The 22477-nt window shown below is 66.4% G+C and carries 20 protein-coding genes; 10 read left to right on the forward strand and 10 right to left on the reverse strand.

Annotated elements, in window-relative coordinates:
• Window positions 1–243: 243 nt before the first annotated feature.
• On the reverse strand, window positions 244–1458 hold the full coding sequence (tyrS, locus tag B5X78_RS08260) for a tyrosine--tRNA ligase (protein ID WP_079723928.1): 1215 nt from the start codon (window positions 1456–1458) through the stop codon (window positions 244–246).
• Window positions 1459–1637: 179 nt separating this feature from the next.
• Here tyrS and B5X78_RS08265 point away from each other — a divergent pair, with 179 nt between their 5' ends.
• Window positions 1638–3113 (forward strand): M23 family metallopeptidase, encoded by a 1476-nt coding sequence (locus tag B5X78_RS08265; RefSeq protein WP_079723929.1) that lies wholly within the window; start codon window positions 1638–1640, stop codon window positions 3111–3113.
• 73 nt (window positions 3114–3186) lie between these two features.
• Window positions 3187–4320: an anhydro-N-acetylmuramic acid kinase gene (locus B5X78_RS08270; protein WP_079723930.1), complete on the forward strand. Its 1134-nt coding sequence runs from the start codon at window positions 3187–3189 to the stop codon at window positions 4318–4320.
• On the opposite strand, the gene B5X78_RS08275 is transcribed toward B5X78_RS08270, so the two are convergent.
• From B5X78_RS08275 to B5X78_RS08285, 3 genes are all read right to left on the reverse strand, one after another.
• Window positions 4321–4548 carry a hypothetical protein gene (locus B5X78_RS08275; RefSeq protein WP_079723931.1) on the reverse strand — a complete coding sequence of 76 codons (228 nt, stop codon included), beginning with the start codon at window positions 4546–4548 and terminating at the stop codon, window positions 4321–4323.
• A gap of 98 nt (window positions 4549–4646) precedes the next feature.
• Window positions 4647–6047, reverse strand: coding sequence for an AmpG family muropeptide MFS transporter (locus B5X78_RS08280; protein WP_079723932.1), 1401 nt, complete (start codon window positions 6045–6047; stop codon window positions 4647–4649).
• Window positions 6047–6817: an exodeoxyribonuclease III gene (locus B5X78_RS08285; protein WP_079723933.1), complete on the reverse strand. Its 771-nt coding sequence runs from the start codon at window positions 6815–6817 to the stop codon at window positions 6047–6049. The genes B5X78_RS08280 and B5X78_RS08285 overlap by 1 nt, the downstream gene beginning before the upstream one ends.
• A gap of 117 nt (window positions 6818–6934) precedes the next feature.
• Between B5X78_RS08285 and pyrE the strand changes: the two genes are divergently transcribed.
• Together pyrE and B5X78_RS08295 are read left to right on the forward strand one after the other, a co-directional pair.
• Window positions 6935–7597, forward strand: a complete 663-nt coding sequence (pyrE, locus tag B5X78_RS08290) for an orotate phosphoribosyltransferase (RefSeq protein WP_079723934.1) — start codon at window positions 6935–6937, stop codon at window positions 7595–7597.
• Between the two features lie 63 nt (window positions 7598–7660).
• Window positions 7661–8317 carry a hypothetical protein gene (locus tag B5X78_RS08295; RefSeq protein WP_079724477.1) on the forward strand — a complete coding sequence of 219 codons (657 nt, stop codon included), beginning with the start codon at window positions 7661–7663 and terminating at the stop codon, window positions 8315–8317.
• A gap of 27 nt (window positions 8318–8344) precedes the next feature.
• On the opposite strand, the gene B5X78_RS08300 is transcribed toward B5X78_RS08295, so the two are convergent.
• Genes B5X78_RS08300 through coaBC form a run of 3 tightly spaced genes read right to left on the reverse strand, consistent with a single transcriptional unit; the run spans window position 8345 to window position 12394 of the window.
• Complete coding sequence (locus B5X78_RS08300; protein ID WP_079723935.1) at window positions 8345–10675, reverse strand: phosphomannomutase/phosphoglucomutase; 2331 nt, start codon at window positions 10673–10675, stop codon at window positions 8345–8347.
• Window positions 10676–10688: 13 nt separating this feature from the next.
• Entirely contained in the window at window positions 10689–11168 is a 480-nt protein-coding gene (gene dut, locus B5X78_RS08305; protein ID WP_079723936.1) for a dUTP diphosphatase, read from the reverse strand.
• Window positions 11165–12394: a bifunctional phosphopantothenoylcysteine decarboxylase/phosphopantothenate--cysteine ligase CoaBC gene (gene coaBC / locus B5X78_RS08310; RefSeq protein ID WP_079723937.1), complete on the reverse strand. Its 1230-nt coding sequence runs from the start codon at window positions 12392–12394 to the stop codon at window positions 11165–11167. The genes dut and coaBC overlap by 4 nt, the downstream gene beginning before the upstream one ends.
• A 94-nt stretch (window positions 12395–12488) precedes the next feature.
• Here coaBC and radC point away from each other — a divergent pair, with 94 nt between their 5' ends.
• From radC to B5X78_RS08335, 5 genes are all read left to right on the forward strand, one after another.
• Window positions 12489–13163: a RadC family protein gene (radC, locus tag B5X78_RS08315; protein ID WP_079723938.1), complete on the forward strand. Its 675-nt coding sequence runs from the start codon at window positions 12489–12491 to the stop codon at window positions 13161–13163.
• An 84-nt stretch (window positions 13164–13247) separates the two neighbouring features.
• The gene (argS, locus tag B5X78_RS08320) at window positions 13248–14936 is read left to right on the forward strand and encodes an arginine--tRNA ligase (protein ID WP_079723939.1); all 1689 of its coding nucleotides are present in this window, start codon (window positions 13248–13250) and stop codon (window positions 14934–14936) included.
• Window positions 14937–14968: 32 nt separating this feature from the next.
• Window positions 14969–15790, forward strand: a complete 822-nt coding sequence (locus B5X78_RS08325; protein ID WP_079723940.1) for an SPOR domain-containing protein — start codon at window positions 14969–14971, stop codon at window positions 15788–15790.
• 6 nt (window positions 15791–15796) lie between these two features.
• Entirely contained in the window at window positions 15797–16744 is a 948-nt protein-coding gene (locus B5X78_RS08330) for a carboxylesterase family protein (protein ID WP_139381464.1), read from the forward strand.
• A gap of 15 nt (window positions 16745–16759) precedes the next feature.
• Complete coding sequence (locus tag B5X78_RS08335) at window positions 16760–17509, forward strand: SDR family NAD(P)-dependent oxidoreductase (RefSeq protein WP_079723942.1); 750 nt, start codon at window positions 16760–16762, stop codon at window positions 17507–17509.
• A gap of 148 nt (window positions 17510–17657) precedes the next feature.
• Here the strand turns inward: B5X78_RS08335 and speA are convergent, their stop codons facing one another.
• Window positions 17658–19550, reverse strand: a complete 1893-nt coding sequence (gene speA / locus B5X78_RS08340; RefSeq protein WP_079723943.1) for an arginine decarboxylase — start codon at window positions 19548–19550, stop codon at window positions 17658–17660.
• A gap of 177 nt (window positions 19551–19727) precedes the next feature.
• On the opposite strand from speA, the gene speE reads away from it, so the two are divergent.
• Complete coding sequence (gene speE, locus B5X78_RS08345) at window positions 19728–20576, forward strand: polyamine aminopropyltransferase (protein WP_079723944.1); 849 nt, start codon at window positions 19728–19730, stop codon at window positions 20574–20576.
• A gap of 118 nt (window positions 20577–20694) precedes the next feature.
• Here speE and B5X78_RS08350 read toward each other — a convergent pair whose 3' ends face one another.
• Both B5X78_RS08350 and B5X78_RS08355 read right to left on the reverse strand, forming a co-directional pair.
• On the reverse strand, window positions 20695–21729 hold the full coding sequence (locus tag B5X78_RS08350; protein ID WP_079723945.1) for an amidohydrolase family protein: 1035 nt from the start codon (window positions 21727–21729) through the stop codon (window positions 20695–20697).
• A 171-nt stretch (window positions 21730–21900) separates the two neighbouring features.
• The gene (locus B5X78_RS08355) at window positions 21901–22392 is read right to left on the reverse strand and encodes a P-loop NTPase family protein (protein ID WP_079723946.1); all 492 of its coding nucleotides are present in this window, start codon (window positions 22390–22392) and stop codon (window positions 21901–21903) included.
• Between the last annotated feature and the right edge of the window lie 85 nt (window positions 22393–22477).

The raw sequence follows: 22477 nt of genomic DNA on the forward strand, positions 1-22477 counted from the left end.
CGGCCTCAGCGCCTTCCTTCGTTCAACCTCGCCGTTTCCGTCGAGGTGAGCCGCACATTATGGCGACCCTTTTTCACTTCGTCAACACCCTCGTGAGAGGAAAGTTGCCGAGGAACCCACTTCGTTCGCTGCGCTCCCGGGGGAGCAAGCAACCCTGCGAAGGGGGAGGGAAAGTATGGCCGGTTCCCGGAGAATTTGGAAGCCTGTGACAGAAATATTTTCGTAACCGGCCGACTGGCGGGCTCAAGTGCCTGATGCAACAAGCCTGACGCGCGCAAAGTTGCGCTTGCCCACTTGCAGAAGGCCCTCGAAACCCGCCGTGAAGACGCGCCCGGCATCCTCGATGACCTCACCGTCGACCTTGATGGCGCGTTCCTTGAACTTGCGCATTGCCTCGGAATTACTTGGCGTAATGCCTGCCGCCGTCAACAAGGCGCCTATGCGCAGGCCATCGGACGGGACCGCAATCTCCTGCACGGGCAACAGTGAGGTATCGCCCTCACCTGTCACTACCGCATGCCAGCCGGCCACCGCCTGCTCGGCTGCTGACGCATCGTGGAAGCGAGTCGCCAGTTCCCGCGCGAGCCGCAGTTTGAGGTCACGCGGATTCAACTGGCCCGCAGCGATTTCGGAGCGCAGGGTCCTGGCCTCTTCGGCGCTGATGTCGAAACTCAGCAGATCAATCCAGCGCCACATCAGCTCGTCGCCAATCTTCATGGTCTTGGTGACGATATCGATGGCTGGCTCGCTGATGCCGATGTAATTGCCCAGCGATTTGGACATCTTCTGCACGCCATCGAGGCCCTCCAGCAGCGGCATGGTCAGCACGATTTGTGGCGGCTGGCCGAAGTGCTCCTGCAGGCCACGTCCCATCAGCAGATTGAACTTCTGGTCGGTGCCGCCCAGCTCGACGTCTGCGTTGAGGGCCACGGAGTCGTATCCCTGCACCAGCGGATACAGGAATTCGTGGATGGCGATGGATTGTTGTCCGGCGTAGCGCTTGGCGAAGTCATCGCGCTCGAGCATCCGCGCGACCGTGTGCTGGCCAGCCAGCTTGATCATGTCGGCGGCACTCATCTGGCCAAACCATTCCGAGTTGAAGCGGACCTCGGTCCGGGTCCGGTCCAGCACCTTGAAGACCTGGTCGGCATAAGTCTGGGCGTTGGCCAGCACGTCTTCACGGGTCAACGGCTTGCGGGTCACGTTTTTCCCGGTCGGGTCGCCGATCATCCCGGTGAAGTCGCCAATCAGGAAAATCACCTGGTGTCCCAGGTCCTGGAACTGGCGCATCTTGTTGAGCAGCACGGTATGGCCGATGTGCAGGTCGGGCGCGGTAGGGTCGAAGCCGGCCTTGACCCGCAGCGGCCTGCCTTGGGCCAGGCGAGCCTGCAGTTCTTCGATTTTCAGGATTTCGTCGGCGCCACGGCCGATCTGGGCAAGCGCATCAGCGGAAGACAAGGCGGATTTCCTGGCGGGGGCCGACTGAATGGCCGGCGACAAAAGTGAACTCTAAGTTAAACCAAAGTTAATCGTGACGCCATTCAAAAAAGCCAATGGACTCAATGGTTTGACGCGAACATTTCAGGTGTTTATGGTACGCCGATTAGGGCCCCCTTTGGGCCCGAGGTGGCGGCTAGATGCACAACCATGGGGACGGCACCCGCCGTAAGCAGCGCTTCCAGGAACGTTTGGAAGTCCTGCGTGAATCGACGCTCCATCAGCGCGTCAAACAGCACCTGCCCACGGGCCGGTGGACGCGCCGACATTGGATTCATGCCAGCCTCTTCACCACCATCGGCGTGATGGTGGCGACGATCGTGCCCGGTTTTTCCAATGCCATCCAGCCGCAGTCCGCCGTCGATGGACGCGCCACTCTGGCATTGAGCCTTCCAAGCCTGTCGCAGGCCCAGTTGGAAGGAGTTGCCGGCGACAGTTGGCAAATCGTGCGGGTCAAGCCGGGCCAGACGTTGGGCGCGATCTTCGAAGAACTCGATATCCCGGCAGCCACGATGCACGTGCTGCTGGAAGACAAGGAAGCCAAGGCCAGCCTGACCCGCCTGAAGCCGGGCACCGAACTGGCTTTCGATTTGCCGGTCAGCGGCGAACTGCGCACGCTGCGCTACGACCGGGACCCGCAGCACCGGATTGAACTGAGCGTCGAAGGTGACAAGGTCACCGAGCGCGTCATCGAGCGCGAGACCACCACGCGCACGGTGGTGCTCAGTGGCAAGGTGGGCCGCTCCCTCAATCGCTCGGCACGCAAGGCCGGACTGACGGCGGCCAACATCAATTCGCTGACCGATGACATCTTCAAGTACGACATCGACTTCAACTCCGACCTGGCGCCGGATGACCGTTTCAGCGTGGTGGTCGAGCAGACCTGGCGCGAAGGCGAGCTGATCAGCACCAGCCCCGTGCAGGCGGCGACCTTCACCGTGGACGGCAAGCTGCATTCGGGTTTCCGTTTCGCCCGTCCGGGTGGCAAGCCCGAGTACTTCACCGCCGCCGGCCGTCCGCTGAAGAAGAGCTTCATCCGCATGCCGATTCCGTATGCGCGCTTGAGCTCGAAGTTCGGCGCGCGTCGGCACCCTGTGCTGGGCAGCATGCGCATGCATAAGGGCGTGGATTACGCCGCCGGCACCGGCACCCCGATCATGGCGGCGGGCGATGCCCGCGTGCAGTTCGCCGGTTGGCAGAATGGCTACGGCCGCGTCGTGATTCTGGATCATGGCCGTGGACACACCACCTTGTACGGCCACATGTCGCGCTTGGGCAAAATCAAGGTCGGCCAGCGCATCGCACAGGGAACGGTAATTGGCTACGTCGGTTCCACCGGCATGGCGACTGGCCCGCACCTGCATTACGAATTCCGCGTCAACGGGGTGCATCGCAATCCGCTGTCGGTGACCATGCCGCCGCCCGAGCCGTTGTCCGGCGCGCAACTGGCCTCGTACCGCACGTATACGGCCAATGCCCTGGCGCGCATCCGTACGGTGGAGAACATCATCTACGCCGATGTGGCGCCCGCCGTGCCTACGACGGAAGACAAGCCGGCTACCCAGGTAGCGGCCGCGCCCGCCAAGCCAGCCAAGAGCAAGGCCAAGAAGGGCTGATGATCCTGAGCCGCGGCTTGAAGGCCGCGGCGCAATCGCGTGTACTGCTGACCGGTCTTTTCCGGAATACGGCATGTCGCAGTCGCAGGAACGCGCTACCTCGCTCTATCTGGGCCTGATGTCCGGCACCAGCGCCGATGGCATCGATGCCGCGCTCGTCCGATTCTCCGAAGATGCCGCGCCGCTGCGCTGCGAACTGGTAATGGGCCGGACCTTTGCCTGGGATGCTCCCACCAGGCAGGACCTGGTCAGCCTGGGCCAGGCGGCGCATGAGCCTTCGCTCGATGCCTTGGGTCGCCTGGACGTGCGGGTGGCCCTCGCGTTCGCCGACGCCAGCCGCCGCCTGCTCGAGGAAGCGGGCGTGAACACTGATTCGGTTCGCGCGATCGGTTCGCATGGACAGACGATTCGTCACCGCCCGTATGGCGCTCCCCCTTTCACCTGGCAGATCGGCGATGGCAACGTGATCGCCGAAGGCACCGGCATCGATACCGTTGCCGACTTCCGCCGTCGCGACGTCGCCGCCGGTGGCCACGGTGCGCCGCTGATGCCCGCCTTTCATGCGGCCTTGCTGCATTCGCCGGATGAAGATCGCGCGGTGCTCAATCTGGGCGGCATCGGCAATTTCACCCTGCTTCCTGCCCACGGCGAGGTACGCGGCTTTGATACCGGTCCGGCCAATGCCTTGATGGACGCCTGGTGCCATCAGCACACCGGCCATGACTTTGATGCGGGTGGCGAGTTCGCTGCCACTGGCACGGTGGATGATGCATTGTTGGCCCGCCTGCTCGCCGAACCATGGTTTGCGCAACCGCCGCCCAAAAGCACGGGTCGCGAGCAATTCCACCTGGCCTGGCTGCAGCCTGCGCTGAGTGCGCATCACGCAGCCGCCGATGTGCAGGCAACCTTGATGGAGCTGACCGCCGCCACCGTGGCCAACGCCTTGCGCGAGCACCAGCCACGCACGCAGCGCGTGCTGGTGTGTGGCGGAGGCGTCCGCAATCCGCGGTTGCTGTCGCGGATCGCCGCGCGTCTGCCGGAAGTGGTGGTGGAATCCACCGCGTCGCACGGCCTGGATCCGGATTTCGTCGAAGCCATGGGTTTCGCCTGGCTGGCAAGGGAAACCCTGGCTGGCCGGCCCGGCAACCTGCCCTCGGTCACCGGCGCGCGCGGCTACCGCGTGCTGGGTGCGATCCACCGCGCCTGATCAGAAGCCCTTGCCGGGCGGCACGTCGCGAAGCGCATTGATGGCAGCGGTCAGCGCGTCGACTTCGCTGGTGTCGAAGCCACGGCGCACCTCCGATTCGCAATGGAACAAGCCCTGCTCGATCAGATTGAACAGGGTGTCGTGCACGTTCCAGCCACGGGCACTGGCGACCCGGCGGATGCGCTCGGCCAGGATGGGATCGATGTCCTTCAGCACGATGTCGGTCATGGCGTCTCGTCCCCTTCCCTTGCTGGTACGCCGCGGGCGCCCGACTGACTAAATACTGGGCGCGGCCGGTTGCGGCAAGTCCCCTTTGCCGGCGGGACTCAGGAAGGCGCCGCCTGCACCAGCGCGCGCCGTCGCTCCTGCCGCATAAGCAGCAGGCACAGGATGACGACCGGGATACCAATCAAGGCGGTGCCGACAAAGAACAGCGCATAGCCATCCAGCAGGGTGCGCCCGACCGCCAGCTGCTCGACCGCCTCGCCCGACAGCCCCTTCAGCATCTTGCCCAGCAGTGCGTAGAACGAACTGAGCAGGGCGTACTGGGTCGCCGTATAGCCCACGCTGGTCAGGCTGGACATGTAGGCGATGAGGGCTGTGCCGGCAAAGCCCCCCGCCACGTTGTCGATGACCATCGCCCAGGCGAAGCTGGCAGTGTCAGGCCCGTGCCAAGCCAGGTAGGCAAAGGCCAGGTTGGAGCCCGGGCCGAGCACGGCGCCCACCAGCAAGGCCACCATCACCCCCCAACGCACTGCCACCATGCCGGCCAAAGCGATACCGGCGAAGGAGGCGACCAGGCCGACCGAGCTGCGCACCGAACCCACGGTTTGCTCGGTCAAGCCCAGATCCACATAGAAGGGGTTGTTCATCGGCCCCATCACGAAGTCGGCCAGGCGATAGACACTGATGGCCGCCAGGATCAGCACCGCCGCGCTGCGATGCTCGCGGAAGAAGGCCACGAACGGCCCCAGGATGGCGTCGAACAAGCCGCGCGGCGTCCATAGCGCGCTGGCCTGGTGCGAGACCGCTTCCACCGCACGGGCGGGCTCGCGCGCCATCAGCGTCGCCGCCACGCCGACCAGCAGCAGTGCCGCCATGATCTGGTAGGACCCCACCCAACCCACTTGCGCGGCGATCAGCAGGATCAGCGCGTCGGTCACCAGCAATGCGCTGCGATAGCCCAGCGCAGAAGAAGAGGTGAGCAAACCCAACTGCTGGCTATCCTCGGCACTCTCGATGCGCCAGGCATCAATCACGATGTCCTGGGTCGCTGATGCGAACGCCACCAGCAGGGCCAGCCCGCCAAAGACCAGCAGGTGTTCCAGCGCGTAGCCGAACACCAGCACATGGCCCCCGCGTGGCTGCACGATGGCCATGCCCAGCAGACCCAGGGCCACCACGATCTGCGAGAGCAGCATCCAGCCACGTCGGCGTCCCAGCCAGCGGCCGAACAGCGGCGCGTCGGACCTGTCCACGAGCGGCGCCCACAGGAACTTGAGCGAGTAGGCCAACCCCACCCAGGACAGGAAGCCGATCGTGTCCAGCTCGATGCCCTGTTTGCGCGCCCAGAATCCCAGCGTGTTGCCGACCAGATAGATCGGCATGCCCGAGGCAAAGCCGAGCAGCAACATCACCAATACCTTGGGTTGGCGCAGATTGAGCAGCACCTCCTGCCAAGGCTTGCGCCGGCGCGGTGGCGGTGCGGCCAGATCGGGCTGGCTCATCAGGCGTAATCCACCGTGAAGGGCGCATGGTCGGAGAACCAGCTGTCACGGTAGATCGAACACCCGCGCAGGCGATCCAGCAGCGAAGGCGTGACGAACTGGTAGTCGATGCGCCACCCCACATTGTTGGCGCGGGCGCCGCCGCGGTTGCTCCACCAGGTGTAGTCCTGGCCTTCCGGATGCAGCGCGCGATAAGCATCGACCCAACCGCTCTGCTCCACGCACATGCCGTTCAACCAGTCGCGCTCGGCCGGCAGGCAGCCGGAATTCTTCTGGTTGCTGGTCCAGTTCTTGATGTCCAGGCGGCTGCGCACGATGTTCCAGTCACCGCACAGCACGTAGTCACGACCACTGCGCCGCCACTCGTCCAGGATCGGCGCCAACCAGTCCATCACCTGGAACTTGAAGCCCTGGCGCAACTCGCCCGAGGAACCGGACGGGATGTAGAACGAGACCACGCTCAGGTTGCCGTAGCGTGCTTCCAGATAGCGGCCTTCTTCATCGAATTCGGCCCAGCCCAACGCGGTGCGCAGTTCGTCCGGCTCGCGCTTGCTGTAGATGGCCACGCCGCTGTAACCCTTCTTGGTGCTGGCGTCGCGGAACCAGGCCTTGTAACCCTCCGGCAGGAAGGCCGGGCCGGCCAGCTGGTGCTCCTGGGCCTTGGTCTCCTGCACGCAGAGCACGTCGGCCTGCTGCTGGCCGAACCATTCGAAGAATCCCTTGTTGGCGGCTGATCGAAGTCCGTTGGCGTTGAAACTGATGATGCGCATGGGCAAGCCGGAAGCGGTCGAAATACAAGCGTAGCCGATTCCGCACGACGGCCGTGGTGCGTCATCACGCAGCCGGGCCTTATCATGGCCGTGTCCCCCGTCACGCCCCTGCCCGCCATGTCCGACCATCGCGCCCGCTTCCTCCAATTGGCCTTGCACGCACAGGCCCTGCGCTTCGGCGAGTTCACCCTCAAGTCGGGCCGGCTCAGTCCGTACTTCTTCAATGCCGGGCGTTTCGACAGTGGCGCATGCCTGGCCGAACTGGCCGCCTGCTACGCCGATGCGATCGAGGCGGCGGGCCTGCGTTTTGATCTGCTGTTCGGTCCGGCCTACAAGGGCATCCCCCTGGCGACCGCACTGGGCTGCGAATTCGCGCGCCGCGGTCGCGACATCCCGCTGGCGTTCAACCGCAAGGAAGCCAAGGACCATGGCGAAGGTGGCCTGCTGATCGGCGCGCCGCTGGATGGCCGCGAGGTGCTGATCGTGGATGACGTCATTACCGCCGGCACCGCGATCCGCGAGGCGCTGGCGCTGATCCGCGCCGGCGGCGGCCGACCGGCCGGCATCGTGGTGGCGCTGGACCGGCAGGAGGTGCTGGGCGAGGGCGAATCCCGGCAATCGGCGGCGCAGGCCGTGGCCAGCGATACCGGTGTGCCGGTGGTCGCGGTCGCCAGCCTGCACGACCTGCTTGATTTCGCCGGCGAAAGCGCCGACCTTGTCCATCACCGTGATCGCCTGCTCGCCTATCGGGCGCGCTATGGCAGCGGTTCACCGGAATGACGGCAGCGGGGGCTGCGCATGGCTAATCATCCACTGCGATGGGCAGTACCGGCCGCGATGCTGATGGCGTCGCTGGCCGTGGCGCAGAACAAGGAAGCGCCGACCAAGAAGCTCTACTGCTGGAATGACAACGGCCAGCGCGTCTGCAGCGATTCGCTGCCGGCCGAAGCCGTCGGTCGCGCACGCGAGGAAATCAATGCCAAGAGCGGCATGCGCACGGGCGAGGTGGCACGCGAGCTGACCGAGCAGGAGCGTGCCCAGGCCGACGCCGAGCATGCCCAGTTGCAGGCGGACCTGGCGGCGCAGGAAACCCGCCGCCGCACCGAGCAGGCGATGCTGCTGTCCTATCGCACGGAAGAGGAGCTGCGCCGGGTCTTCAACGAGCGCGTCGGCATCGTCGACAACAACATCAAGACCGCCCGCTACAACGTGGTCAGCCTGCGCGATGGCCTGGTCAGCCTGCTGCAGGTGGCCGGTGACCGCGAGCTGGCCAACAAGCCGGCCGCGGAGAAAACCGTCGACACCATCCGCCTGCGCCATGCCACCCTGGTGCGGCAGCGCGCGCTCCAGTCCAGCTTCGAGCGGCAGCGTGCCGAGCTGGATGTGGAAATCGCCGACATCATGCGGCGCTACCGGGAAATGAAAGGTGCCACGGTGCCGGCCGCCAGTGGCGCGGCGGCGGTGGATCCGTCGTCCACGCCGGCGCCGGTCAAGCAGTAAGCCCGCCTGACCCTGCGGCGCCGACGCTCAGAACGTCGGCGTCAATTCCGGCGCCACCAGGCTCAGATGGGCGCGGAACTGGGTCTTGATGCGTTCCAGTGCCGCTTCGTTGTCGGCCTCAAAGCGCAGCACCAGCACCGGCGTGGTGTTGGAAGCGCGCACCAGGCCCCAGCCATCTTCCCAGTCCGCCCGCAGCCCATCGATGGTGGACAGGCGCGCGCCCTCGAAACGGGCGGTTTCCACGAAGCGCTGCACCACCGCGTGCGGGGTTTCCGCCTCCACCGGCACCTTGATCTCCGGCGTGGCGATGCCGTCCGGCAAGGCGTTCAACACCTGGGTGGGCGTTTCCGCGCGCAGCGCCAGGATTTCCAGCAGGCGCGCGGCTGCGTACATGCCGTCGTCGAAGCCGAACCAGCGCTCCTGGAAGAAGAAATGGCCGCTCATCTCGCCGGCCAGTTCGGCACTGGTCTCGCGCATCTTGGCCTTGATCAGCGAATGCCCGGTCTTCCACATCATCGGCGTGCCGCCGTGGCGCAGCACCCAGCCCTGCAGCTTGCCGGTGCACTTCACGTCGTAAATGATCATGGCGCCGGGATTGCGTTCCAGCACGTCGGCGGCAAACAGCATCAGCAGGCGATCGGGGAAGATGATCTCGCCCTGCGCGGTCACCACGCCCAGGCGATCACCGTCTCCGTCGAAAGCCAAACCCAGATCCGCGTCGAAACGCTTCACGGTCTGGATGAGATCTTCCAGGTTGTGCGGCTCGCTCGGATCCGGGTGGTGGTTGGGGAAGGTCCCGTCCACGTCGCAGTACAGCGGAATGACTTCGGCGCCGATCGATTCCAGCAGGCGCGGGGCGAAATCGCCGGCGACGCCGTTGCCGGCATCCACCACGACTTTCAACGGGCGATCCAGCTGCACGTCATCGGCGATGCGCTGCACGTAGTCGGCGGCCACGTCGCGCTGCTGCACGCTGCCCGGCACCACGCCTTCATGCAGGCGGGCATCGCGGATGCGTTCATACAGCTCGGTAATGGCGTCGCCCGACAACGTCTCGCCGCCCACCACGATTTTGAAGCCGTTGTAGTCCGGCGGATTGTGGCTGCCGGTCACCGCCACGCTGCTGCCCACGTGCAGGTGATACGCGGCGAAGTAGGCCACCGGTGTAGGCACCATGCCGATGTCGATGACATTGCGACCGGCCCGGCGCAGACCGCGGATCAGGCCGTCGGCCAGTTCCGGCCCCGACAGGCGACCGTCGCGTCCGACCACGATGTCGCTCAGGTCCTGGGCCTGCATGACGCTGCCAATCGCCTGGCCGATGGCTTCGGCGACGGAGGCATCCAGGTTGGTGCCGACGATGCCGCGGATGTCGTAGGCCCGGAAGATGCCCGGATCCACTTCCACCGGCTTGCGCTCACTGGCGCTGGCGGAGTTCGCCGATCCGGTGCTGGGCGCACGCGGCGCCACCGGCAGCGGATCCCGCTCCAGCGCCTGGCCCAGGGTGGGTTCGTCATGCGTGGCGGCATCCTGCGATCGCTTGGTCAAGCGCGGTACCCGCATGCCGCCGCGTGCGGCCACCAGTGCCAGCACGCCCAGGATCAGCGCCAGCACGGCCACGATGATGCAGTTGATGGCGCCCAGGCCGGCCGGGCCGGGCTCCTTGTCGGGCGCCGCCGCGGCAACGCGCAGGCCGGTCTTGCCAATGGCATGCGCCAGCACCTCGGCGCCCTCAGCCAGCGAAGTCGGACCGCGCTCGCCCACGTTGTAACTGCCCTGGCGCAAGGCCAGATAGGTGCCATCCGGCAAAGGCGCGGCGTCAAAGCCGGCGCTGAGCAGGTTCAAGGGCAGGCGCACGTAGATCAGGCCCTGCGGCGTGGCCTTGGCCAGGCCAAAGCGCGCCTTCGCGCCATCGCGCACCACCCGCGCGGCGACGGCCTGGTCCTGCTGCGCCGCCTCCAGCAAGGCCAGCTTGCTGTAGCCGAACTTGCCCGGCTCGGCGTAGGCCGCTTCCAGATCGACCGGCAGCACTTCGACCGCTTCCACCCCGGCCCAGCCGTGTTCGATGGCGCGCGTCACCGCCGCGGTATCGCCGCCGGCCAACGCCGCTGCGACTTCCGGCAGGGCGGCGCGCTGGCTCAGCTGCGCCGCTTGCCGCGCATGCGCCGACTGGACCACGGCGACCACGTTGTCGCGGCTGCGCTGCAAGGCTTCCAGACGCTGGTCATCGCGCCATTGGCGCACGCCGTTCCAGCCAAACCAGACCGCCAGCAGCACGCACAGGACCGCCAGCCAGAGCAAGGCGCGGCCCGGGTTGGCGGCTGGCGCGCGCTTGTCGCCTTCGATTGCTTTGCTCATTGCTTTCTCCCCGTCAGCGCACGCCGGTATGGCCGAAGCCGCCGGCTCCCCTTGCACTACCCGCATGTTCGGCAAACGTATCCACCACCTGGAACTCCACGCGCACGATCGGCAACACCACCAACTGTGCAATACGATCCCCGGGATGCACGGTGAAGGCCTCGTGGCCGCGGTTCCAGACGCTGATCAACAGCGGTCCCTGGTAGTCGGCATCGATCAGGCCCGTGCCGTTGCCCAGCACGATGCCATGCCGATGGCCCAGACCGGAACGGGGCAGGACGACCGCGCACAGGTGGGGATCGGCCAGATGGAGGGAAATGCCGCTGGGTATCAGCGCGGCATCGCCGGGTTGCAGGGTCAGCGCGGCCTCGAGGGCGGCGCGCAGATCCATGCCGGCGCTAGCGGACGTGGCGTAGGCCGGCAGCGGCCATTCGTCACCGAAACGGGGGTCCAGCAACTTCACTTCCACGGCCTGCGTCCCGGCAACCTTCATGCGTTCATTCGCTCCACGATCAAATCCATCAGGGCATCCGCCAACTGCGTCTTGGGGGCGGTCGAGAAATCGCGTTCGCCGCCATTCCAGTAGGCGGTCATCGCGTTCTGGTCACTCTCGAAACCGCCCCCCGCGATGCCCACCTGGTTGGCCACGATCATGTCAAGGCGCTTGGCCTGGAGTTTGCCGCGGGCATAGTGGGCCACGTTCTCGGTCTCGGCGGCAAAGCCGACCACCAGCTTCAAACCCTGGGTCTGGGCGGCGACTTCGGCCAGGATGTCCGGCGTGCGCACCAGGTCCAGGGTCAGAGTCTCGCCGGTCTTCTTGATCTTGTTCTGCACCGATACCCGCGGCGAATAGTCGGCCACGGCAGCCGCGCCGATGTAGATGTCGGCGGGAAACGCGCCGAACACCGCTTCACGCATCTGCGCGGCGGATCGCACATCGATGCGCTTGACCCCGGATGGTGTCGGCAGCTGCACCGGCCCGGCGACCAGGACTACCTCGGCGCCGCGGCGGGCGGCGCTGGCGGCGACGGCGAAACCCATCTTGCCGCTGCTGCGGTTGCCCAGGTAACGCACCGGGTCCAGGTCTTCGTACGTGGGGCCGGCGCTGACCACGACCTTCAGTCCGGCCAGCTCGCCGGCATGGGTCGGCGGCACCGCAGCGGCCGAACCGAGCGCGGCCACGATCTGCTCGGGCTCGCTGAGGCGGCCGGGCCCGGACTCGCCTTCGGCCAGCGGGCCGTCCTCGGGGCCAATGATCTGCACGCCGCGTTCGCGCAGCGTCGCGATGTTGGCCTGGGTGGCCGGATGCAGCCACATCCGGTGGTTCATCGCCGGCGCCACGGTGATCGGTGCCGTGGTGGCCAGGCAGAGTGTAGTGACCAGGTCATTGGCAAAGCCGTGGCTCAGCCGCGCGAGAAGGTCGGCGGTGGCCGGCGCCACCAGGATCCGGTCGGCCCAGCGGGCCAGTTCGATATGGCCCATCGCGGCTTCTGCCGCGCTGTCCCACAGGCTGGTGCGCACGGGCTGGCCGGACAGGGCCTGGAAACTCAACGGCGTGACGAACTGCTGCGCGCCTTCGGTCATGGCCACCTGCACCACGGCCCCGGCATCGCGCAGCCGGCGCACCAGTTCCAGGGCCTTGTAGGCGGCGATGCCGCCGCCCACGCAAAGAAGCAGGCGCTGGCCTTGAAGGGAACCGGGCGGCGGGCTTGCGGTCACGTCGGAAGTCCTACAGACGAACGAGCAACTAGCTTACCCGAAGCCCCGGAAAAGCCCGATGCCCGGATTGCGCCGGCTTGGCCACAGTAGCCACATGCATATCAAAGACTGGCCGAAGGGCGAACGCCCCCGGGAGAAACTCATGGCCGAAGGCGCAAAGTGCCTGTCCGACGCCGAACTGCTGGCGATCTTCCTCGGTTCGGGGGTGCACGGCAAAGACGCCGTCAGCACCTCCCGCGACCTGCTCGCCGAACACGAGACGTTGCGCGGCCTGCTTGCCCTCAATCCCAGGCAACTGTGCGGTCAGACCGGCATCGGCCTGGCGCGGACGGCCATGCTGCTGGCTGCGCTGGAGTTGGGCGAGCGCTGTCTGGCCGCAGACCTCAAGCGCGGCGCCCTGCTCAGTGATCCGCACTCGGCCGGGCGTTACTTCGCCCAACGCCTGCGTGGCCACGGGCACGAGGTCTTCGCGGTGATGTTCCTGGACACGCGCCATCGCTCGCTGGGCTTCGAGGAACTGTTCCGCGGCACGCTCGACTGCACCGAAGTCCACCCGCGCGAAGTGGTCCGGCGGGCGCTGAGCTACAACGCCGCCGCGGTGATCGTGGGTCACAACCATCCCTCCGGCTGCGCCGAGCCCTCCTCGGCCGACCGCGCCATCACCGCCAAGCTCAAGGAGGCGCTGGCGCTGGTGGACGTCCGCCTGCTCGACCATTTCGTGGTCGGCGATGGCCAGCCCGTGTCGATGGCGATGCTGGGCTGGGTCTGAACCGGCCGGGCGGCGCAGGGCCCGGGCGGACGCTGGCCGGGCCTTGCGCGTAAAATGCCCGGTCCCGCACATCACCGAGTTCCCGTGAAAGCCTCTCTTCGCGCCTTGATCACCCAGGGCATCGACGCCCTGCGCCAGGCCGGCACCCTGCCAGCCGACATCGCCACGCCCGATTTCGTGGTCGAGCGACCGAAGACCCGCGAGCACGGCGACTTCGCCACCAATGCCGCCATGCTGCTGGCCAAGCCGGCGCGCAGCAATCCACGCGCGCTGGCCACGGCCCTGCTGGCCGCGCTGCCGGCCAGTGACGACGTGGCCAAGGTGGAGATTGCCGGTCCGGGCTTCATCAACTTCCACCTGAGCCCGGCTGCGTACCAGCGCGAAGTGGCCAACGTGCTGCGCGAAGGCGCGGACTACGGTCGCAACCAGAGCGGCGCCGGGCGCACGGTGGGTGTGGAATACGTGTCGGCCAATCCGACCGGCCCGCTGCACGTGGGCCATGGCCGTGCCGGCGTGATTGGCGACTGCATCGCCCGCGTGCTCGCGGCCAATGGCTGGGACGCCAAGCGCGAGTTCTATTACAACGACGCCGGCGTGCAGATCGAGAACCTGGCCAAGTCCACCCAGGCGCGCGCACGCGGCCTGGCACCGGACAGCGAAGGCTGGCCCGAAGACGGCTACCGCGGCGACTACATCAACGATGTGGCGCAGGCCTATCTGGCCGGCGAGACGGTGGAGTTCGAAGGCCATGCCGTCACCGGCGAGCGCGATGTCGAGAACCTGGACGCCATCCGCCGCTTTGCCGTGGCCTACCTGCGCCGCGAGCAGAACCTGGACCTGGCCGCGTTCGGGGTGTCGTTCAACACCTACTTCCTGGAAAGCTCGCTGTACGCCGATGACAAGGTCGAGGAGACCGTGTCGCGCCTGATCGCCTCCGGCCATACCTACGAGGAAGGCGGCGCGCTGTGGCTGAAGTCCACCGACTTTGGCGACGACAAGGACCGGGTGATGCGCAAGTCCGACGGCAGCTACACCTACTTCGTGCCGGACGTGGCCTACCACCTGTCCAAGTGGCAGCGTGGCTACCAGCGCGCGATCACCGAACTGGGCGCCGACCACCACGGCTCGCTGGCGCGCGTGCGCGCCGGCCTGCAGGCGCTGGACGTGGGCATCCCGCAGGGCTGGCCCGAATACGTGCTGCACCAGATGGTCACGGTGATGCGCGGCGGCGAGGAAGTGAAGCTGGGCAAGCGCGCGGGCGGCTACATCACCCTGCGTGATCTGATTGAGGAAACCAGTTCCGATGCGGTGCGCTGGTTCCTGATCGCACGCAAGCCCGATTCGCAGCTGACCTTCGACATCGATCTGGCGCGCCAGCAGAGCAACGACAACCCGGTGTTCTACGTGCAGTACGCGCACGCCCGCGTGTGCAGCCTGCACCGTCAGGCCGGCGAAAAGGGCTACACCTACGATCAGGCCAATGGCCTGGCGCAGCTGGATCAGCTGAACGATGAAGGCTCACTGGCGCTGATGGTGGAGCTGTCGCGCTATCCGGAAATGGTGGAAGCGGCCGGCGTCTCGCTGGAGCCGCACATGATCGCGCAATACCTGCGTGAGTTGGCCTATGCTTTCCACACGTGGTACGCCGGTACGCCTGTGCTGATCGATGACGCCAACGCACGCGATGCGCGCCTGGCGCTGGCCTCGGCGGTGCGCCAGACGTTGGCCAATGGCCTGGATCTGCTGGGCGTCGGCGCGCCCGAACGAATGTAAGTAGCAAGCAAGGCCAGTCGGAGAGAGTGGGAATGGCGGCACGTCGCGGCAACAAGCGTCAGGCAACCCGGAACAGTTCGAGCCAGGCCACGCCCGCATGGGTGTGGGTGGTGCTCGCACTGCTGGTGGGCGTGGGCATTTATTTCATCTTCCCGGGCCTGCGCCAGCAGGACGGCGATGGGTTCTTCCGCCCGCAGCCCAATCCCGACGCACAGCCGGCGCCGGTGGCCAATGCCGATGTCGAATCGGTCGTGCCCGAATCGGCCGCCAGCGCCAAGGGCGACAAGATCGACACGCCCAAGGAAACCCAATACGACTTCTACACCTTGCTGCCAGGCAAGGAAGTGCAGATGTCCGATGCCGAGCTGGCCGCCAGCGCGCGCGAGGAAGAAGCACGCAAGACCCGCGAAGCCCAGCGTGCCGCCGCCCTGCTCAACGGACAGACGCCGCCGGCCGGCAGCACCGCTGTCACCCCGGCCAGCCCGGTGGCGGCAGCCGATCCCAAGCCGCTGGATGAAACGCCGAGCGCTGCGTCGCGTCCCGCGCCTGCGGCTTCGACCGCATCCGTCGCCAGCGCTGCCGCCGCCGACAAGCCCGCGCAGACCGTGGCCAGCGCCGATGGCGCGCGCTACATCCTGCAGGCCGGCGCCTTCGCCGCGTCCGGCGACGCCGAGGCGACCAAGGCCAAGATAGCCCTGCTCGGCCTGAGCGCGCGGGTGGAGTCGGCGCAGATCAATGGCAAGACGGTGTATCGCGTGCGCATGGGGCCGTATGGCACCGCCAGCGAACTGGCCGAAGCCAAGGGCAAACTGGCCAGCGGCGGCTTGCCCGCGATGGCGATCAAGGCCAAGTAAGGCGACGTGAGCGATCCCCGCGCGCCGGTCGGTTCACGCCGCTGCGCGCGACTGCGCGCCACGCGCGCGCGAAGTCTTGCCAGTGCGATGCTGCCGACTTCGCTGACGATGCGCGCGCTGTCGATCGTCCTGTTGCTGTCGGCCCTGTCCGCCTGCGCAGGCCAGCCGACGATCGAACGGGTGGTGGGCATTCCCGCCATGGATCGCAGCCAGGTCGCACAACTGGATACATCGGTGTTCAGCGCAGGTCAGTTTGTCGCGGCCGACGGCACCGCGCTGACCTATCGGCTGCTGAGCCCGGCCACGATCGAACCCGGTCGCGTGTATCCATTGGTCCTGCAGCTGCACAGTTCCGGCGCCATCGGCCAGGACAACCAGGCGCAGCTGGATGCCATGGCCAAGGGCTGGGCCCTGCCCGAGAACCGCGCGCGCTATCCGGCCTTCGTGCTGGTGCCGCAGTTCCCGGTGCGCAGCGCGAACTACGATGATCCGGTCGTACCACGCAGCGCACAGGCCAGTCCGGCCCTGACCAGCGCAATGGCGCTGGTCGATGAATTGGCCGCACGCCTGCCGGTGGACGCAGACCGCATCTACGCCACCGGCTTTTCGATGGGCGGCTCGGCCGCCTGGTTGTCGCCCGTGCTGCGGCCCGGACGCTTCGCCGCGATCGTGCCGATCAGCGGGATCGCCCCGGCCGATGCCGACGCGCAGGCGCTGGCGTCATTGCCGATCCTGGTCATGCATGGCGATGCCGACAGTGAAAATCCGATCGATGCGGATCGCCGTCTGGTGGCCACGCTGCGCGCGCGCGGCAATCAGCAAGTGCGCCTGCGCGAATACGTCGGCCTGGCGCATATGCCGCCGGGCGACAGCCTGCCCGGCCAGGCCTGGCGCGACTGGCTGTTCGCGCAACGGCGCGCCGCCGTCCCGGCTTCCGTCCCCGCTTCCGAATAGTCCCAGGAGTCACCGATGACCCGCACTGCCCTCATTACCGGCGCCACTTCCGGCTTTGGCGCGGCCGCTGCACGCCGCTTCGTTGCGGGCGGTTGGCGCGTGATCGTCACCGGTCGCCGTGCGGATCGCCTGCAGGCGCTGGTGGACGAACTGGGCGCCGGCAACGCCCATCCGGCCTGCTTCGATGTGCGCGATGAAGCCGCGATGCGCGCGGCGCTCGCCGCCCTGCCCGGCGACTTCGCGAACGTGGATCTGCTGGTCAACAACGCCGGCCTGGCGCTCGGCACCCTGGCCGCACAGAACGCCAGCCTGGATGACTGGCGCACGATGATCGACACCAACATCACCAGCCTGGTGGTGCTGACCCAGGCGCTGCTGCCCACGCTGATCGAACGCAAGGGCGCGGTGATCAACATCAGCTCGATCGCCGGCAGCTACCCGTATCCGGGCGGCAACGTCTACGGCGGCAGCAAGGCCTTCGTCACCCAGTTCTCGCTGGGCCTGCGTTCGGATCTGCATGGCACCGGCGTGCGGGTGACCTCGATTGAACCGGGCATGGCCGAGACCGAGTTCACCCTGGTGCGCACGCATGGCGATCAATTGGCGTCCGACAAGCTTTATGCCGGTGCGCAACCGATGACCGCCGAAGATATCGCCGAGCAAATCTGGCACGTCGCCACGCTGCCGGCGCACTTGAACATCAACCGGTTGGAGATCATGCCGGTGACGCAGTCGTTTGCGGGGTTTCAGGTGTTTCGCGGCTGAGGGAGAAGCGGGCCCTCACCCCAACCCTCTCCCGCAAGCGGGAGAGGGGGGCCCTCGCTTCATCCAACTGGAGCCGGTAGACGCTCTCCCCTTCTCCCGCTTGCGGGAGAAGGTGCCCGTAGGGCGGATGAGGGCGCTCTTGCCCGCTTCAGGCGAGCGGTTCGTCTGACAGGTAGGTGTAGCCGGTCAGGCCGGCTTCCAGATCCGCCGACAACGCCTGCGATTCTTCCGCCGACAGCTGTGCCGCGGCCACGCGTTCGCGATAGACCGCGCGCAGATCATCCAGCTTGTAACCCACGTAATCGAGCATCACATCGGTGGTGTCGCCGCGACGCTGCTGGGTCAGCAGATAGCCGGTGCCGGTATCGGCACTGACTTCCACCGCATCGGTATCGCCGAACAAATTGTGGATGTCGCCCAGGATTTCCTGATACGCGCCGACCAGGAAGATGCCCAGCCGGTAGCTTTCGCCCGGCTTGAGGCGATGCAGCGGCAAGGAGCTGTCCAGGCCTTCGTTTTCGACGTAGGTGTCGATCATGCCGTCGGAATCGCAGGTCATGTCGGCAATCACGCCGCGCCGATCCGGCGCCTCGTCGAGCCGCTCGATCGGCACGATCGGGAACACTTGGTCGATCGCCCACACGTCCGGAATGGACTCGAACACGCTGAAGTTGACGAAGTATTTGTCCACCAGGCGCTCGTTGAGCTCATCCAGCAAGTCGCGATGGCTGCGCTCGTCGCTGCTCAGGCGGCCACGCACGGCATGGGCGATGGCGTAGAACAAATCGTCGATGCGCGCGCGATGGACCAGATCGATCTGTCCCAGCGCGTACAGCGACAGGCCTTCGCTGTGGTGGTGCTGGGCTTCGTGGAAGAGTTCCACTGCCGGCCGTGCATCCAGTTCCGAATGGATTTCGCGCAGGTGGCGGATCACCGCCGGCTCATCGTCATGGCTCGGCGGCACGCGCCCTTCCGGCGCCTGCTCCACTTCAGACACGTTGACCACCAGCACCGCATGATGCGCGGTCATGGCGCGGCCGCATTCGGTGACGATGCGCGGCGGGGTCAGGCCGTTCTGCTCGCAGGCTTCGGCCAGCGGCTGCACGATGTTGCTGGCGTACTGCTGGATGCCGTAGTTGATCGAGCAATAGCTGCGCGAACGCGTGCCTTCGTAGTCGATGCCCAGGCCACCGCCGACGTCGACGTGGCTGATGGTGGCGCCCAGCTTGGACAGCTCGATGAAATAGCGGGTGGCCTCGCGCATGCCGTTGGCGATGTCGCGCACGTTGGAAATCTGCGAGCCCATGTGGAAATGCAGCAGACCCAGGCAATCCTGCAGGCCGGCCTCGCGCAGCTGTTTCCACAGATCCAGCACCTGCCGCGGCGACAGCCCGAACTTGGCCTTGTCACCGCCGCTGTTCTGCCACTTGCCCGCGCCGAGCGTGGCCAGGCGCATGCGCACGCCCAGGCCCGGCTTGACGCCCAACTTGCGCGCTTCCTCGATCACCAGCGGCAGCTCGGAGGGCTTTTCCACCACGATGAAGGTCTGCAGGCCCAGCTTGCGGCCGATCAGCGCCAGGCGGATGTACTCGCGATCCTTGTAGCCGTTGCAGACGATCAGCCCGCCCGGACGCGACAGTGCCAACACCGCCATCAGCTCGGGCTTGCTGCCGGCTTCCAGGCCAAAGCCTTCGCCGGCGTGCGAGGCCAGGGTGCCGGCGACGCCGCGATGCTGGTTGACCTTGATCGGATACACCGCGGTATAGCCGCCGCGGTAGTCCCAGTCTGTCTGCGCCTGCGCGAACGCGGCCTGCAGCTTGCCCAAGCGATCGCCCAGGATGTCGGGGAAGCGCACGAGCAGCGGCAGCTGGGCGCCATTGGCGCGCGCGGCCTCCACCACCTCGGGCAGCGGGATCACCGGACCGGCGTCACCCTTGGGCGACACCACGATGCGACCGGCGGCGTCCACGTCGAAATACCCTTCCGCCCAATGCGGGATGGAATAGGTCTTGCGGGCGTGGTCGGTGGACCAATGGCTCATCTCGGCGACTCGGTGCGGCGGCAAAGGGCGTGCATTCTAACCCCCCGGACGTGGTGGTCCCATGACCAACGGCGCGGCCTTTGCGGCCGCCGCCGCTGTCAGCTGGCCCGTGCCGCCGGCCTGTCACGGGGCTTCCGGTACAATCTGCGCCCCCTGCCATACCGCCCAAGCAAGCCCATGACGAACGACAACTGGTACATCGAACACTTCCAGCCCACCGGCTCGGCCATCGGCTACCGCATCACCGGCAAGCTCGACGAGGTGCAGTCGCCGTTCCAGAAGATCGAGATCTACAACACCACCGACTGGGGCAAGTTGATGATCATCGACGGCGCGGTGATGTTGACCACGCGCGACAATTTCTTCTATCACGAGATGATCAGCCATCCGGTGCTGTTCACCCACGCCGCGCCCAAGCGCGTGGTGATCATCGGCGGCGGCGACTGCGGCACCCTGCGTGAAGTGCTGAAGCACCCGGGCGTGGAAAGCGCCACCCAATGCGACATCGACGAGCAGGTCACGCGCATGTCGGAGAAGTACTTCCCGGAACTGTGCGATTCCAATAGCGACCCGCGCGCCGAACTGCTGTTCGACGACGGCGTGGCCTACATGGCCAACTGCCCGGCCGGCAGCGTGGACGTGGTGATCGTGGACTCCACCGATCCGGTCGGCCCGGCCGAAGGCCTGTTCAACAAAGCCTTCTACGAGAGCTGCTTCCGCGCGCTCAAGGACGACGGCATCCTGGTGCAGCAATCCGAGTCGCCGCTGGCGCTGCTGGATCTGATCAAGGAAATGCGCGCCGAGATGGGCAAGGCCGGCTTCACCACCTTCAAGACCCTGCCCTTCCCGCAGCCCTGCTATCCCACCGGCTGGTGGAGCGTGACCCTGGCGCGCAAATCCGGCGGCTTTGATTTCCGCCAGGACGATGCCGCCAACAAGGGCTTCGAGACCTTGTACTACACCGCCCCGCTGCATACCGGCGTGCTGGTGTCGCCGCCGTTCGTGGCCAAGGTGCTGGGCGAGTAAGCGGCCGGCCACATGCAAGAAGAAGCCCCGCACTGCGGGGCTTTTTTTTTCGCTTCATTGCTACGTGGAATGTCCGCCTCGGGTGCCGGTCCGAAAGGGTCTGGCAAGCGCCGGCAGCTCATCGCTCCGCGACAGAGGCGCCAGCAGGGGGCATGGCATGATCCGCGGCGATTTCCTGCTGATTCAAGCGCAGGAAGCGTGCCGCATTGTTGTACAGGATGTCGCGTTTCTGCGCCGGGTTGAGGTACGGCGCTTCTTCGATGGCGCTGATGGCTTCGCCGATGGCCTCCGGCCAATAGAGTTGATCCGTGCCGAACAGGATGCGCTGGCTGAAGCCGGCATCCACCATCCGCTTGAGCGCAGCATCGAACTGCGCACGCGGGAAACTCCAGTTGTTGCAGCTCACATCGACGTACAGGTTGGGATGGGCGAACATCATCGCGATCATCTCGTCGACCAGCGGCGAGCCGTAGTGCATCACGTAGATTCGCAGCTTCGGGTGTTTGCGAAGCACCTCTTCCAGCAGGAAGGGCGAACCCATGCTGGCGCGGTAGCTTTCGTGACCAGGAAACCGCGACGTCGCCGGCGGACCTTCGCCCAGATGGATGCCGACCGGCACATCCAGCTCCTCGGCAAGGGCAAAGTAGGGTTCGTATCTCGGATCGTCGGGACGCAGGCCGCGGTATTGGATGTATGCCTCGCCCAGCACAGCCAGTTGCCCGGCGGCATGCAGTCGACGCAGTTCATCAATGCCGGGATCCTTGCGCTTGCCAAAGCCCACGCCCGGCAAAATCAAGTCCGGCGCGGCGCGGCGCCACTCGGCTACCCGCTCGGGTGCGCCCTCGGTCATGGCGCGGCGCACGCCGTGCTTGCGCAGGGTGGCGAGGGTCTCGTCGCGGAGGGCGGCGTCGCTGGCAGGAGCGCGCATGGGGTGGGTGCAGGCGGCGAGCCGGGACAGGTCGAACGCCTCGCGCGGATCGATGGGCGGATTGGACACGCCCTCATCCCCCGGACAGGCCGCGGTACCCGGCGGAACATCCAGTGCGAAAGCATGGATATGCATGTCGATGACGGGCCCGCCATGCGGAAATTCGACTGCGCCTACCGAAAGCACGGAACCGGACAACAGCAGCAGGATCAGCATGCGACGCATGGGACACCCTCCCTGGTTGTGGTGGTGGATCGTCGTCTACCCCAACGCCGAACAGCGTTCGGCTCGGACAGCGCAGGCACGGCATCGCAGGCGCCGGAAAGAAAAAGCCCCGCGATGCGGGGCTCACTCTGCAGGCCAGTGCCGGCACTGCTGCCTAGGCAGGCGCGGGCGTCAGTCGCCCAGCGCGGCGCCGTCCTTGGGCGATTTCAACCAGCCGCCGACGTCCTCGCCCAGCTTTTCCACGGTGCGGCCGAGCACGGAACAGGCGCCCTTGAAGCCGGCGAAGGCGCCGCCCATCGAGTTGCGCCGGGCCTTGAAGCCGGCGACCCTGGCGCCGTCCTGCCACAGGCTGCCCTTGATCTTGGTGTAGGTCTGGCGACCCATGAAGGCGTTGCCCATGTTCACCGAGTCGACGATTTCCAGCTGCAACACCCGACCGCTGGCGGTGTCGGGCACGCCATCAACCAGCACCACCGACCCGTCGTGGCGCTTGATCGAATCAGCGAGCTTGTTGCCCAACGAACACTCCGCCTTGATCGCGTCGGAGATTTCGTTGTCTTCGGTATACGGCACGTTGGATGCCAGTTTGATGTCCTGCGCGAACGCGGGCGTGGTGATGAGTGCGGCCAGCGACAGGCAAGCCAGCAAAGCGGGTTTACGCATGGGAACTCCGGTTGGGACGTGACGACTTACGCGGTGAACGGGACGATGCGGCCAATTCGTTGGTTATCGGCACGAACCCGCCGCA

This window comes from Pseudoxanthomonas indica (genome assembly GCF_900167565.1).
GTDB lineage: Bacteria > Pseudomonadota > Gammaproteobacteria > Xanthomonadales > Xanthomonadaceae > Pseudoxanthomonas_A > Pseudoxanthomonas_A indica.